General features: G+C 72.5%; 13 protein-coding genes. 3 read left to right on the top strand and 10 right to left on the bottom strand.

What is annotated here, in order from left to right; genetic code table 11:
- Positions 1-76: 76 nt before the first annotated feature.
- The 5 genes from ACFSHS_RS22315 to fabG form a co-directional block, all read right to left on the bottom strand.
- Positions 77-493: a VOC family protein gene (locus ACFSHS_RS22315; RefSeq protein ID WP_376881045.1), complete on the bottom strand. Its 417-nt coding sequence runs from the start codon at positions 491-493 to the stop codon at positions 77-79.
- Positions 490-1,326, bottom strand: a complete 837-nt coding sequence (locus ACFSHS_RS22310; protein ID WP_376881042.1) for an AraC family transcriptional regulator — start codon at positions 1,324-1,326, stop codon at positions 490-492. Before ACFSHS_RS22310 ends, ACFSHS_RS22315 begins: the two co-directional genes overlap by 4 nt.
- Positions 1,327-1,407: 81 nt before the next feature.
- Positions 1,408-2,547 (bottom strand): ferrochelatase, encoded by a 1,140-nt coding sequence (locus ACFSHS_RS22305; protein ID WP_376881039.1) that lies wholly within the window; start codon positions 2,545-2,547, stop codon positions 1,408-1,410.
- Positions 2,548-2,584: 37 nt separating this feature from the next.
- Positions 2,585-3,352 carry an enoyl-ACP reductase FabI gene (gene fabI / locus ACFSHS_RS22300; protein ID WP_376881036.1) on the bottom strand — a complete coding sequence of 256 codons (768 nt, stop codon included), beginning with the start codon at positions 3,350-3,352 and terminating at the stop codon, positions 2,585-2,587.
- Entirely contained in the window at positions 3,352-4,056 is a 705-nt protein-coding gene (gene fabG, locus ACFSHS_RS22295) for a 3-oxoacyl-[acyl-carrier-protein] reductase (RefSeq protein ID WP_376881033.1), read from the bottom strand. The genes fabI and fabG overlap by 1 nt, the downstream gene beginning before the upstream one ends.
- A gap of 289 nt (positions 4,057-4,345) precedes the next feature.
- Between fabG and ACFSHS_RS22290 the strand changes: the two genes are divergently transcribed.
- Together ACFSHS_RS22290 and ACFSHS_RS22285 are read left to right on the top strand one after the other, a co-directional pair.
- Complete coding sequence (locus tag ACFSHS_RS22290; protein ID WP_376881030.1) at positions 4,346-7,189, top strand: TIR domain-containing protein; 2,844 nt, start codon at positions 4,346-4,348, stop codon at positions 7,187-7,189.
- Positions 7,190-7,460: 271 nt separating this feature from the next.
- Positions 7,461-7,862 carry an LppP/LprE family lipoprotein gene (locus ACFSHS_RS22285; RefSeq protein ID WP_376881027.1) on the top strand — a complete coding sequence of 134 codons (402 nt, stop codon included), beginning with the start codon at positions 7,461-7,463 and terminating at the stop codon, positions 7,860-7,862.
- A 308-nt stretch (positions 7,863-8,170) separates the two neighbouring features.
- Here the strand turns inward: ACFSHS_RS22285 and ACFSHS_RS22280 are convergent, their stop codons facing one another.
- On the bottom strand, positions 8,171-9,343 hold the full coding sequence (locus ACFSHS_RS22280) for a 3-deoxy-7-phosphoheptulonate synthase (protein ID WP_376881025.1): 1,173 nt from the start codon (positions 9,341-9,343) through the stop codon (positions 8,171-8,173).
- A 368-nt stretch (positions 9,344-9,711) separates the two neighbouring features.
- Here ACFSHS_RS22280 and ACFSHS_RS22275 point away from each other — a divergent pair, with 368 nt between their 5' ends.
- Positions 9,712-9,915, top strand: a complete 204-nt coding sequence (locus ACFSHS_RS22275) for a zinc-ribbon domain-containing protein (protein WP_376881022.1) — start codon at positions 9,712-9,714, stop codon at positions 9,913-9,915.
- Positions 9,916-9,930: 15 nt separating this feature from the next.
- On the opposite strand, the gene ACFSHS_RS22270 is transcribed toward ACFSHS_RS22275, so the two are convergent.
- From ACFSHS_RS22270 to ACFSHS_RS22255, 4 genes are all read right to left on the bottom strand, one after another.
- Positions 9,931-10,779 (bottom strand): alpha/beta fold hydrolase, encoded by an 849-nt coding sequence (locus ACFSHS_RS22270; protein ID WP_376881020.1) that lies wholly within the window; start codon positions 10,777-10,779, stop codon positions 9,931-9,933.
- 96 nt (positions 10,780-10,875) lie between these two features.
- Positions 10,876-11,274 (bottom strand): cupredoxin domain-containing protein, encoded by a 399-nt coding sequence (locus tag ACFSHS_RS22265; protein ID WP_376881017.1) that lies wholly within the window; start codon positions 11,272-11,274, stop codon positions 10,876-10,878.
- A 558-nt stretch (positions 11,275-11,832) separates the two neighbouring features.
- Positions 11,833-11,985, bottom strand: coding sequence for a hypothetical protein (locus tag ACFSHS_RS22260; RefSeq protein ID WP_376881015.1), 153 nt, complete (start codon positions 11,983-11,985; stop codon positions 11,833-11,835).
- 68 nt (positions 11,986-12,053) lie between these two features.
- Entirely contained in the window at positions 12,054-12,554 is a 501-nt protein-coding gene (locus tag ACFSHS_RS22255) for a hypothetical protein (protein ID WP_376881013.1), read from the bottom strand.
- Between the last annotated feature and the right edge of the window lie 381 nt (positions 12,555-12,935).

Below are 12,935 nucleotides of genomic sequence, written 5' to 3'. Positions count from 1 at the left end.
CGGCGTGTCGACCAGCCACATGCCGATGATCGACGGCTGGAGGCGGCGTCGAGGGCACGGCCGGAGCAGGGCGGGGTCAGGCGCCGCGGTAGGTCCCGAGGGTCCACAGGTTGCCGTCGACGTCACGGACGTCGAACTGGTGGGATCCGTAGTCGGTGTCGTGGAGCGGCTGCAGGACCTCGACCCCTTCGATGGCCGTCACCCGTTTCCAGGCGTCGTCGACCGCGCCGGGTTCGGCGGCCACCACGTAGATGCCCTGCGGTCCGAGCGCTCCCCACGCACCCGCCTTGCCACGGGAGCCGAACATGACGCCGCCCCCGTCGGGCCACCGGGCCTCACCGTGGACGACGGCTCCCGCGTCGTCCCGGTACATCGCCGTCACGACGAAGCCGAATCCCTCGGTGAGCAGCCGGACTCCGGCGTCCACGTCCGTGAAGCCGACACTGGGCCAGACGGTCGGCGGCGGCGGGCCGGCCATGCTGTTCTCGTTCATGCCGGCGATCGTGCTGGTTCCGGTCCGCTCGTGTCGTGTACGAATGGGAGCTCCTCGCGCAGCCAGGTCCCCACGCTGCACCCGGCGAGGGCCCGCCACTCGCGGGCCAGGTGCGGCTGGTCTGCGTATCCGCAGCGCATCGCCACGTCGACCAGTGCTGGCCTGCGGGCGTCGAGCAGCATGCTGCGCGCCGTCTCGAAACGGACGACCCGCGCTGCCTCCTTCGGGGTGAGCCCTGTCGCCAGGCGGAAGCGCTCCGACAGGTGGCGGCGACCCCATCCCACCCGCCCGGCGACCGTGGCGACGGGTAGCCGCCCACGGCTGGCGACGAGCAGGCGCCAGGCCGCCCTGACCTCCGGAGCCACCTCCCCCGAAGTCCCCGGCGCGCGGTGCAGCCGGTGCACCAGGGTGGCGTCCACCAGCTCGAATCGTTCCGCCCAGCTCGTGGCCGCGCGCAGCCGCTCCACCAGGGACGTCACCTCCGGACCCAGCAGGAGGGCGAGGTCGAACGCCTGACCCCGCAGTTCGCCGGCGGGGACGCCGAGGAGGGCCCGCACGCCCCACGGGGTCAGCGCGTACTGCACGCCCTCCTGCGGGAGCGACGCGTCGATCAGCGCCGGCCCCGTGTGCAGGCCGCCCACCACCCCGTGGGCCGCGACCGGGTCGCCGAGACCCGAGACGCCCAGCGGCGCGCGCAGCTCCACGACGAGGGTCAGATGGCGGGAGGGCAGGCCCCGGTGGAGCCCGGTGGGATTGGCCGGCACGCGGTAGCCCTGCGCCGCGGCGACGAACGGCCGCAGCGGTGCGGCAGGCACGTGGGTGGCGAACGGCACGACCAGATCATGGACCCGGCGGAGGCGTCGGGGTGGGTCCGCACCCACCGAGCGGATCCGCGGGCCGGACCCGGCCTGCGCTCAGCCGGCGGGGCGAGGCCGGGGTGCCACGAAGCAGCAGGCGGCGGGGCAGTCGGTGCCCAGCCGCGGCAGTCCGCCGGCGCGGCGCTCCTCGACGAGCATCCGGATGGACCGGACGAACGCCGGATGGGTGCCGGCGGTCGCCGCGCGGGCGAAGGCCAGGCCCAGTTCCTCCGCCGTCTGCCTCGCCTCGTTGTCGAGATCCCAGATGACCTCGAGGTGGTCGCTGATGAACCCGATGGGGAACAGCACGACGGCCGTCTCCCCGTGCGCGGCGAGGACGCGCAGGTGGTCGTTGACGTCGGGCTCCAGCCACGGCACCGACGGCGGGCCGCTGCGGCTCTGCCACACGAGGTCGAACGTGCGCCCCGGCGCGGCCTCGGCGACGACCCGCTCGGCGGCGGCCAGGAGTTCCGCCTCGTAGGCGTGGCCGTCGGGGCCGGCGACCGCCGCCATGGCGTCGGGGATGCTGTGCGCCGTCGCCACCAGACGCGCGGTGGTCCGCAGCTCCTCCGGCAGCGAGGCGATGGCGGCCGCGAGCGCGTCAGCGTTGGCGTGCACGAAGCCCGGGGTGTCGAAGTAGTGCGGCAGCTTCTCCGCCGTCGGTCCCCCTGGGCGGGCGGGGAAGGTCGTCGCGACGCGGGCCCGGGCGATGTCCTCGTGGTATTGCCGGCAACCCGAGAAGGAGGCGTAGGCCGACGTCGAGAAGACGTAGACGTGCTCGATGCCGTCCTCGGCCATCCGCCCCCAGGTGTCCTCGACGTAGGGCGCCCAGTTGCGGTTGCCCCAGTAGACCGGCAGCTCGAGCCCCGACTCGGCGAGCTCCTTTTCGACCGCCGCGATCAGCGCCCTGTTCTGGTCGTTGATCGGGCTGACGCCGCCGAAGTGGTGGTAGTGCTCGGCGACCTCCTTCAGCCGCTCCCGCGGGATGCCGCGACCCCGGGTGACGTTCTCGAGGAACGGCATGACGTCGTCGTGCCCCTCGGGCCCGCCGAAGGAGAGCACCAGCAGCGCCTCCCGGCGGCCGGCCGGCGCCGGGTCCACGGACGGCGGCACGCCCCCGTTGTTGCGGACGGCGAGCGACGGGTCCTCGTCGGGTCGCTGGTCTGCGGGCGTGATGTCGACGGTCGCGCGGGGCACGGTGGTTCTTCTCTCCCGGGGAGCGGACGGATGCGGGTCACACGCCTACGGCGTGGAAGCCTCCGTCGACGTGCACGATCTCCCCGGTCGTGGCGGGGAACCAGTCCGACAGCAGCGCCACGACGGCCTTGCCCGCGGGCTCGGTGTCGGTGACCGACCAGCCGAGCGGCGCGCGCTTCTCCCACGCCTCCTCGAACTGCGCGCTCCCGGGGATCGACTTCATCGCCATGCTGCGCAGCGGCCCGGCGGCGACGAGGTTGGACCGGATGCCGTCGGGGCCGAGTTCGCGGGCGAGGTAGCGCGAGGTCGACTCCAGCGCGGCCTTGGCCGCGCCCATCCATCCGTAGACCGGCCAGGCGACGGTGGCGTCGAAGGTGAGCCCGACGACCGAAGCGGGGTTCGCGAGCAGGGGCCGGCAGGCATGGGTCAGGGATGCGTACGACCACGCCGACACGTGGAACGCCGTCGCGGCGTGCTCCCAGGCGACCTCGGGGAAGCCCTCCCCCATCGCCTCCTGCGGCGCGAAGCCGATCGAGTGGACGACGCCGTCGAGGACGTCGACGTGCTGGCGCAGCCGGTCGGCCAGCGTGCTCAGGTGCTCGGTGTCCGTCACGTCGAGCTCGACGACCGGCGCCTCCTCCGGCAGCCGCTTGGCGATCCGCTGGCACAGCGACAGGGCGCGGCCGAAGTTGGACAGGACGACGGTGGCGCCCTGCTCCTGCGCCAGACGGGCCGTCGCGAAGGCGATCGACGCCTCGGTGAGCACGCCGGTGACGAGGATCTTCTTGCCCTCGAGAATGCCCATCAGTGCCCCATCCCCAGTCCGCCGTCGACCGGGACGACCGCCCCGGTGATGTAGCCCGCCGCGTCGCTGGCCAGGAAGCGCACGACGCCGGCGATCTCGTCCGCCGAGGCGTACCGGCCCAGCGGCACCTGCCCCAGGATCTCCTGCTGCCGCTTCTCGGGCAGCTCCGCGGTCATGTCGGTCTCGACGAATCCCGGCGCGACGACGTTCGCGGTGATGTTGCGGCTGCCCAGCTCACGGGCGATCGAGCGGGCCAGGCCCACGAGCCCGGCCTTGCTGGCCGCGTAGTTGGTCTGCCCGGCCGAGCCCAGCAGCCCGACGACCGACGACACGAAGATCATGCGGCCGGAACGGGCACGGACCATCTTGGCGGTGGCCCGCTTGGCCACGCGGTAGGCCGCGGTCAGGTTGGCGTCGAGGACGTCGGTGAAGTCCTCCTCCTTCATCCGCATGAGCAGCCCGTCACGGGTGATGCCGGCGTTGCTGACCAGCACCTCGACCGGGCCCTGGTGCTCCTCGACCTCGCCGAACGCACGGTCGACGGCCTCGGTGTCGGTGACGTCGCACTGCACGCCGAACAGCCCCTCGGGTGCGCCGCTGCCACGGTGGGTGACCGCGACCGAGTCGCCCTGCTCCGCGAACGAGCGGGCGATCGCCAGCCCGATCCCCCGGTTGCCCCCGGTCACCAGCACCGATCTGCCCACGTGCCTCTCCCTGCGCCGTCCGGCCGTCTCGTGCCGAACCTAGTGGGTCGCTGCAGGTCACACCCGGCGGTCCGCCCACGCTCACCGCCATCGTCGCTCGTCGGGCCGTGGTGCCTCGAGGAGGGCCGAAGCGCCCGGTGGTGTATCCAGGACCGCCGCTTGTCCCTCGTCGTACCGGGCGATCTCGTCGTACTAGGAGTTGGCTGTGGCCGCGGATACATTGCTGGCACCAGCATTGATCCGGTCACGGCCATCCAGAGCGGCCGGGGGATGACCACGGTGGTCGACGTTGTCTCGTAGCGGCACTGCAGCCCGGGTACGCCCCCTTGCTGATCGTCGCGCCGAACCGGCCCCGGACCAGTTCGCGTACGACGCCTTCCTGTCCTACAGCCGGGCCGATGCAGCCGCGGCCAAGCCGTTCGGGCAGGCCATCGAGCGCTTCGGCACCCCGTGGTACCGCGCGAGGGACAGACGGGTCTTCCTCGACACCGCGACGCTCGCCGGGAACGGGTCGCTGAGGGAGGCCATAGAAGAGGCGCTGGGCAACTCCCGCGCGCTCGTCCTCCTGATCTCCGCGACCTCGCGGCGGTCTCGATGGGTGGACGTCGAGGTCGCCTGGTGGCTGCGGCATCGTGGGCCGGACGACCTGTATCTCGCCGTCCTGGACGGCCACATGAGCTGGGACACCGACCCCGAGGCGACGTCGGCAGGTCCAGGAGCCCTTCCCGAGAAGTGGCGGTCTGCCTTTCCCGACGAGCCGATCTGGGTGGACCTGCGCTGGATGGCCGGGCTGGAGCAGATCGACCAGCGTGACCCCCGGCTGACGGACGCCGCGGCACAGCTCCTGGCCTCGATGCGCCGCGTGCCGAAGGACCGCGTGGTCGGAGAACACCTGCGGCGGCGCCGTCAGACGCGCCGGATGGTCGCGACGGTGATCGCGACGCTCGTCGCCCTCCTCACGACGTCGGTCGTGGCGGCGGTCGTGGCCGTCGACCGGAGGAACGCAGCGATCGAGCAGCGCTACACGGCGACGTCGCGACAGCTGGTGGCACAGAGCGCCAGCATCGAGGACGAACGCCCGTCGCTAGCCCGGCAGCTGCTCCTCGAGGCCCATCGGCTGAGCCCCACGGAGGAGTCCGTCGGAGCGCTCGTCCGGTCCCCGCGCATGCCCAGAGAGTTCGGCGTCGCCGGGTACGACCCCGACGTGGCCGTGCACGCGAGCCTGCCCCTGGTGGCCATCGTCAGTGGCCCCGAGTTGCGGCTCTACGAGACCGACAGCGGGCGGCTGCTGACCACCGTGACCGACTCCGTACCGGAGAAAGGAGAGGTCGCGTTCTCACCCTCGGGCACGGGCATGGCGGCGACGACCGGGCCGGGCCGGCTCGGGCTGTTCGACATCTCCGACGCCGCCCGACCACGCCTGCTGGCCGAACTGGACGCTCCCGACCCCGCCGTGGAACGGCTGGCGTACGCGCCCGGCGGCGAGGTCCTGATCGTCGAGGACTCCACCTCGATCACCTTCTACGACGTCGCCGACCCTGCCGAACCGGTCACCGGAACCACCGTGCCGACCGGCGAGAGCCCGGACCGGCTGGTGCTCCTCGACGACGGCACGCTGCTGTCGCCGTCCCGGGTGACGGCTGCGGGCGTGGACACGGCGTCGCTCCCCGTCGACGTGATCGTGACGCCGCTGGCGGCGGGCACCGGCAGGGCAGTGGTCACCGCGGACCGGCAGACGCTGGCGCGAGCAGGCTCGGTGGCCGACGTCGAGGTCTGGGACATCGCCGACCCGCTGCAGCCCGTGCTCCGGGACTCGGTGCCCGGCGAGTCGTTCGGCGTCAACAGCATCGCCGTCTCCGACGACGGAGGGGTCCTGGCGGTCGGGACGCCCTCCGGGGTCACCCAGCTGTGGGATCTGGGAGACCTCACCCGTCCGATCCTCGGCGAGCGTCTCCGGGGAGTGAGCGCCGGAGTCCGTGCGGTCGCCTTCGGCGTCCGGTCCCGGCAGCTCGTGGTCGTCAGTGACGACCCGGTGGCCCCAGGCGCCAACACTGGCCTCCCCGGCCGGTCGGTGGTGCGCGTATGGCCCGTGCAGGGGGCTACGCGGGCCGGCGCCACCAGCCGCATCGACGGTGGCCGTCAGGCCGTACCGGCCTGGGCGCCGGACGCCCAGGCCGTCATCGCCGGTTTCCCCGCGCGCTCCTGGCTGCTCGACGATCCCCGCGACCCCCGACCCGGCGCCGCCGTCCCGACCTTGGCGGTGGGGGGCGGGGCGGCCTACGCGTACCAACCGGGCTCCTCCGTCATCGCGAGCGGCAGTCCCGTCGTCCTGTGGGACGCCGAGGACCCGTCGGAGCCTCGGCTCCTGACCGAGGGCACGGCCGTGGTGGAACCCTCGGACCTCGCCGTCTTCAGCCCTGACGGCAGCGTCCTGGCGGTCGCGAGCGAGAACTACACCGTGGCCCTGTGGTCGATCGTCGACGGCTCGACACGGGCCCTCGCCACGTTGCCGGAAACCCGCCCCGCTCCGCACGGCGCAGCCTTCGACGCGAGCGGCCGCACTCTCGTGACGCTCGGCCGAGAAGGGGGCGCGACGCTCTGGGACGTCCGCGACCCCGAGACACCCGAGGTCCTCTCCCGCGTCTCCATGCCGGACGAGGAGATCGCGGCGGTCGTGATCGACACCCGCAACGAGATCCTCATCGCCGGCGGCGTGCGCGGCTCCCTGTCGTCGTGGGACATCTCGACGCCCTCGCGTCCGCGGCTCATGGCATCCCGCGCTGCCCACAACGGTGCCCTCACCGGTCTGGCGCTCAGCCCGGACGGTGGCGTCATGGCCAGTGCGGGGGTGGACGCGGTGCGTCTCTGGGCCCGCGAGGACGTGACGGCCACGCCGGCGCCGATGGCGACTCTGGACGCGGGCGGCGTCTACAACGGCGCAGCTGTCTCGTTCAGCCCCGACGGGACGCTCCTCGCGGCGGCGACCAGCGGCGACATGCAGATCTGGGACGTCGACGTGGGACGGCTGCTCGGCGAGCTGTGCGCCGCGTCGGACCGCATCACGCAGGCGCAGTGGGCGGAGTACCTCCCGGCCGACATCGCGTACGACCCACCCTGCACCGGACGCGGCTAGGTGCAACGTGCGGGCGCGGACGGCTGGAGCCCTCTTCCTCACGGCGCTCGTCGTGCCCGCTGGCGGCTGCGGTGCCCCGACCCCGGGGCCCCGCATCGAGCCGGCGGCCCGACAACCGATAGCCGTTGCTCCCTCGCCCAGTGGCGGGCCGTCGCCCGGACCCACGGACCTCGGGGTCGCTGCGGGCGACCTGCACCAGATGGACTGGGACGCGGCCCCCCTGCCGCCGCGGTTCTGCGGCATACCAACCGTCACACAGCTGGACGGTGGGATGGCGAGGGCCAGCTCCGAGACATGGGGACCGGTCACCGTCGCCTGGTTCGACGTCTCCTACGGTGATCTCGTAGGGGACGACGCCGACGAGGCAGTCCTGAGCGCGTACTGCGACAACGGTGGCGGGACGGGATCGAGCACGCTCGAGTACGGACTGGTGACGTACGCCGTTCGCGGCGGACGGCTGATCGGTCTCGGCACCCTCACGGCTCAGGTCCAGGAGGCGAACCAGCTGCCGACGACGTTGTCCGTGCAGGAGTGGGGCGAGCAGCGGCTGGTCGTGAACGAGCACTACTACCGTGCCTCCGATTCGACGTGCTGCCCGTCCGGGGTCGCGGAGACCACCTGGACCTGGAACGGCGACATCCCCTCGCCGAGCGCGCCGCACGTGCTCGAGTGACAGCTACCCAACGCAGCCATGGTGAGCCCCGCCCTGGCTCCTTGTCCGAGCCTTCATCGCGGGTGTACCGCCGCCCCGCGGACGCGACGAGAGGCCTGCCCGTTCCATGGGTTCGGTCGGCTCACGCACCCGGGCATGTGAGTTCATCCGGCTCGGGGCACGTCGCAGTCGAGCGCTGCCCGGAACCCATCCCGCACGCCTCCGCCTTCGGGAATGGGCTCGTCAGGCTGCAGAACCACGGTCCGGCTCGAGCCGGTCGGGGCACGTCCAGATGGGAGTCGGGGCGGACGATCAAGCATCAGGCGCGCTCAACGCTGCGCTGGAGGACGAGCCCGGGCGCCGCGCCGTGCCCGGACGGCCTCGGCCAGCTCGGCCAGCATCACCTCCGTCGTGCCGGGGTCGACGCAGGCGTCGGTGACGCTCTTGCCGTACTCGAGGCGCTCGGGGTGGCGCTGGTCGAGGTCCTGCCGCCCCGCGACGAGATTGCTCTCGACCATGACGCCCCGGATCGCCGGCTCCCCCGCCGCGATCTGACCCGCCAGGTCTCGCACGACCTCGATCTGGCGCAGGTGGTTCTTCTGGCTGTTGCCGTGCGAGGCGTCGACCACGACGACCTCGGGCAGACCTCGTTCGGCGAGCTTCCGCTTGGTGTCGGCGATGTGCGCCGCGGAGTAGTTCGGCCCGTGCTTGTCCCCACGCAGGATGACGTGGGCGGTGTCGTTGCCGGTCGTCGACAGCTGAGCGCTCACCCCGTGGTGGTCGACGCCGAGGAACTCGTGCGGAGCCCGCGCCGTCCTGACCGCCTGGATGGCGGCCTCGATGCTGCCCTCCGGCGAGTTCTTGAAGCCGACGACGGACGAGAAGCCGGACACCCGTTCGCGGGCGGTCTGGTCGGTGACGTTGCGCGCGCCGACGCCGTTGTAGGTGACCAGCCCGTTGACGTACTGGGGTGTCAGCGCGTTCAGCGGCTCGGCGGCGACCGGTACACCCATGGCGGTGATGCGGCACATGAGCATCCGGGTCGCCACGAGCCCGACGCTGATGCGGCTGGAACCGTCGAGGAACGGGTCGTAGGCGAAGCCCTTCCAGTCGACCTCGGTCCTCGGCTTCTCGGTGTACGTCCGCATCAGGATCTCGAGGTCGTCGCCATGCCGCTCCCGCATGCGGGCGATGAAGCCGGCGTACTCCACCGCGGCCGCCGGGTCGTGGATGGAGCACGGGCCGGCGATGACGGCCAGGCGGTCATCGGTGCCGTCGACGATGTCGGTCACCGCGCGGCGCCCGGCCCGCGTCGTGGCGGCGGATGCGGCCGACAGCGGGACGACGGTCGCGACCGCTGCCGGGGTGACGACCACGCTCAGGCCGGTGATCCGGGTGTTCACCAGGTCGGAGAGGTCGACGTCGTTCGCCGGCCCGACGCCCAGTCGCTCCTGGACGTCGGGCAGGAGTTCCGCCAGCGCGGCATCGATCTGCCCGTTCACCCGCGTCTGGACCTCCAGCAGGTGATCAGCGACCCGCGTCGCGGCGTCCAGGATCCCGTCAGCCGGAATGAGAGCCTCCTCGGTCGTCGCGACCCTGCGCGTCCTGGACGAGGCCGCGGACCCGGGCGGTCGGCTCCCGGGTCGCCGCAGGATCGCTCGACACGCGGCCGCGGGGACATTCCGCAGCGGCCCTGGTAGCCGCCCGCTCGAAGCCAACCACACGCGGCGCCCACCAGCGCGACGGCGAGGCCACCGCCTCCATGCCCGGTGAACCCGCCCGTCCTCACGGTCCGCCACGGCGATGACAGTCCCTGGCGTCATCGACCGAAGACCGGACGGCGACGGGGTCGGCTCCCTACGCTGGCGCCGTGTTCCTCCTCGTCGGCTTCGGGACCAAGCAGCGGCACCTGGGGCCGGGATCCGTCCGCACCTGCCGGCGCTGCGGTAACACCTCGCAGTGGGCGCGGGTACGGCAGGTCCGGCAGTTCACGCTCTTCTTCCTGCCGGTCGCCCGGTGGGGACGGCGGGAGCTCGAGGTCTGCGGCATCTGCGGCAACGCGGTCGAGATCTGAGCACGGACCCGGATGTCATGGACGGCCGACCCACTCGAAGATCAGCTGGGGGCGCTCGAGGCTGAACAGGTGGCCCGATCCGGGTTGCTCGATCAGCCGGGCGGCGGGAGCCTGCGCCGCCAGCCACCGGGCGATCCCGACCGGCACGTTGACGTCCTCGGTGCCGTGCAGCAGCACCGTGTCGACGGCCAGGTCCGCCGGGTCCGCGCCGAGCGGTGCCCTGCTCATGGCGAGGTCGTGGACCGCGGCGCCAGGGCCCTGCCTCAGGGCCTCGCGGAAGTCCTCGTCGAACCACCGGCGCCACTCCGGAGCGTCGAGCAACCGGCGATCGGAGGCCGGCATGAAGCGCTTCCCGGCCCTGCTCAGCTGCGAGTCCGGATCGGCGGACAGCTGCGCGGCCAGCAGTCTCCCCGTGAGCCCCGGGGCGTACCGCGCCAGGAACAGCAGCAGCCGGACCGGCAGGGCCATCCCCCGCCGCGCGGCCCGCGGGACCGGAAGTCCGGCCGAGACCAGGATCAGCCGTCCGAAGCGCTCGGGATGCGCGAGTGCAGCGGCGAGCGCGAAGCCGCCGCCACCGCTGACCCCGCACAGCGTGACGACCGGTAGCTCGAGATGGTCGAGCAGCTGCCGCAGGTCATCGGCATACGCCGCGAAGGTGGTGCCCCCGGGCACGGGGTCGCTGGCGCCGTAGCCCGGCCGCTCGGGTGCGATCAGCCGGATGCCGGCGGCGGCTGCGGGCGCGTGCATCCACTGGAACTGCAGCCGGGAGCCGGGCGTGGCGTGCAGCATCACCAGTGGCGCACCGTCGGCAATGCCGTACTCGGCCCAGGACAGGCGCCGGCCGTCCGCGAGCACGGCGGTCATGGCACTCTGCGGGGGCACGCCCTGGCCCATCCCCGCATGGTGGACCCGGGTCCGCGACCCGACAACGACCGCCGACACGGGAGCGACGTGCGCACGTCAGCTCACGGTGAAGTGACCGTTCATGCTGGGGTGCGGATCGCAGATGTAGCGGTACTCGCCCGGCTCGAAGGTGACCACCCAGAGCGTCTCCACCTTCTCGGTGGGGCCGGTCTTCTCGTCGACCGCCCCGTCCCCACCACTGAGGTGGAAGTTGTGGGCGGCGGTCCGGTCGGTGACCTCGATGTTGTACTCGCCGGCTGGCAGCTCGGTGACCGGATCACCGTTCTCGTCGACCAGGGCGATCACGAAGGCGTCAGGGGACTCCTCGGTGCCGACGGTCGCCCGCAGGGTCGGCGCCCCGGCGACCGGGGTGTCGGGGGGATTCGGATTCTCCCTGGCACACGCAGCGGCCAGCAGGAGAAGGACTGCCAGGGGACCTCCGGTGATGGCTTTCATCTCAGCTCCCGGGTCTTCGGTTGCTCGTCCGGGTGAGCCGAAGCTCGCTCGATGTCGGGTCACGCTCGCCGTGCCGGTGGACCTCCTCTTCCTGGCCGGAGGAGGTCGCTGGTGATGTGTCTACTCGCCTTCGCCGCCCACGGCGGTCGAAATCGTCTCCTCGTTGCAGGAGCGCCGCCGCGCGCGCCGACCGAGCCCCTCCCCCCCGTCCCCGGCCGGCGGAACACCTGGCCCGATGCGATGCAGCCGTGCGGATCACACCCTTCAGCCGGGCCCGAGGTCCTGGACATCGTCGGCACCGGCAGCCGCAGGCCGGGCCCGGTCAGCAGCTCCACGACGTGTCGACGGCGGGGATCGACGACGCCGGCACCGACCACGACCTGACGAGCCGTCTCGACGCGTCGAGCCGGGGGAACGTCGGGTGGTGCTGGGTGGGCGTGGGGGTGCGGGTCGCCCCTCGGTCGCCCGGACGGGCGGAGGCCCGCGAAGGTCGAGCAGCGGGAGATCCCCGACGGCTGATCGCCGCCGGGGATCTGTTCTCGGACCCGTCGTGGCTGGTCAGCTGTCCCGGGCGGTCAGCCCGGCAAGGGATGCCCAGACCGCGGTGACGACCTGGAGGAACGCCACGGGCCACCGCGCTTCGCTCGCCGAGAGGGCCGCATTGGCCATGAAGACGGCGGCGGCCACCCACCAGAACGTCGGTCGGTCCACAGCCCTGCCGGGCCCGGGTCGCGCCTCGCCCACCTCACGACCCGGCGTCCCGACACGACCGTCCCGGTTCACAGCTGACCGCAGGCGCCGGCGTACTCCCAGCCGAACCTGCCTCCGCACGTCGCGCCGTATTCCTCGTAGGCCGAGCCGACCGGAGTGGCCCAGTACAGGATGTCGCAGCTGAGGCCGACGCCGTAGTAGCACTCGTCGACGAGCACGTCGAGCAGCGTCTGGCAGGCGTCGACGTAGCCGGCCGCGCACTCATCGATCAACGTGGCCGTGGAGTCGTCGACCGCGGCTCCATCGAGCTCCGCCGAGGCGTTTCCCGCATCGATCGCCGACGCGTCCTCGGGCGTGGACGAGTCAGGAGCGGGATGCGCTTCGACCGTGATGTTCGTCGCCGCACCCCCGGACGGCGCAGTGCCGTCCTGGACGAGGAACAGCCCCCCGCTCAAGGCCGTGATGACGGCTGCCGCCGCAGTCAGGATGCCGGGGATGGTCGTGAGGAAGCCGATGAAGCCTCCGCGCGGTGCGGACTGCACGTTGGTGGGGTAGGGCTCGTACGTCATGGGAACCTCTCGTGGCGGACCCTGGGTTGTCGGATCAGGACGCCGCCCGCGGCCCGGCTGGTCCTCGGGTCAGTTCTCCGCGGAGAACATCTGTCGCCCTGACGGGAAAATGCTCGCCACGGCTGCGGCAGAGGTCGTCCGGCCGGAGATCGATCTCCGGCGTCCGACCGGATGGGGATGCGGCGGTCGTTCCTCCGCCCGCGGGCCGCCCATCGACACCGTCGGTCGGGAAACCGCTACGGCCGCTGCGCGTCGTCGCACGGCCGTCTCGCCGTCTGCTCCATCAGCCGCCGGCCGTGCTCGCCATGCACAGGCGCCCGCGTACGAGCTCAGCCGGTCGGGTGGAGCCGGCCCCACCGCTGCTGGATGAGCCGGGGCGAT

The organism is Blastococcus deserti, assembly GCF_042682525.1.
Lineage (GTDB): Bacteria > Actinomycetota > Actinomycetes > Mycobacteriales > Geodermatophilaceae > Blastococcus_B > Blastococcus_B deserti.
The sequence above is the reverse complement of the archived record's forward strand: the minus strand, read 5'-3'. Positions and strand labels throughout refer to the sequence as shown.

Coding starts and splice junctions, on each gene's coding strand:
- ACFSHS_RS22265 (WP_376881017.1), bottom strand. CDS start 11,274: ATGAAAGCCATCACCGGAGGTCCCCTGGCAGTCCTTCTCCTGCTGGCC.
- ACFSHS_RS22285 (WP_376881027.1), top strand. CDS start 7,461: ATGGCGAGGGCCAGCTCCGAGACATGGGGACCGGTCACCGTCGCCTGG.
- fabI (WP_376881036.1), bottom strand. CDS start 3,352: ATGGGCATTCTCGAGGGCAAGAAGATCCTCGTCACCGGCGTGCTCACC.
- ACFSHS_RS22270 (WP_376881020.1), bottom strand. CDS start 10,779: ATGACCGCCGTGCTCGCGGACGGCCGGCGCCTGTCCTGGGCCGAGTAC.
- ACFSHS_RS22255 (WP_376881013.1), bottom strand. CDS start 12,554: ATGACGTACGAGCCCTACCCCACCAACGTGCAGTCCGCACCGCGCGGA.
- ACFSHS_RS22315 (WP_376881045.1), bottom strand. CDS start 493: ATGAACGAGAACAGCATGGCCGGCCCGCCGCCGCCGACCGTCTGGCCC.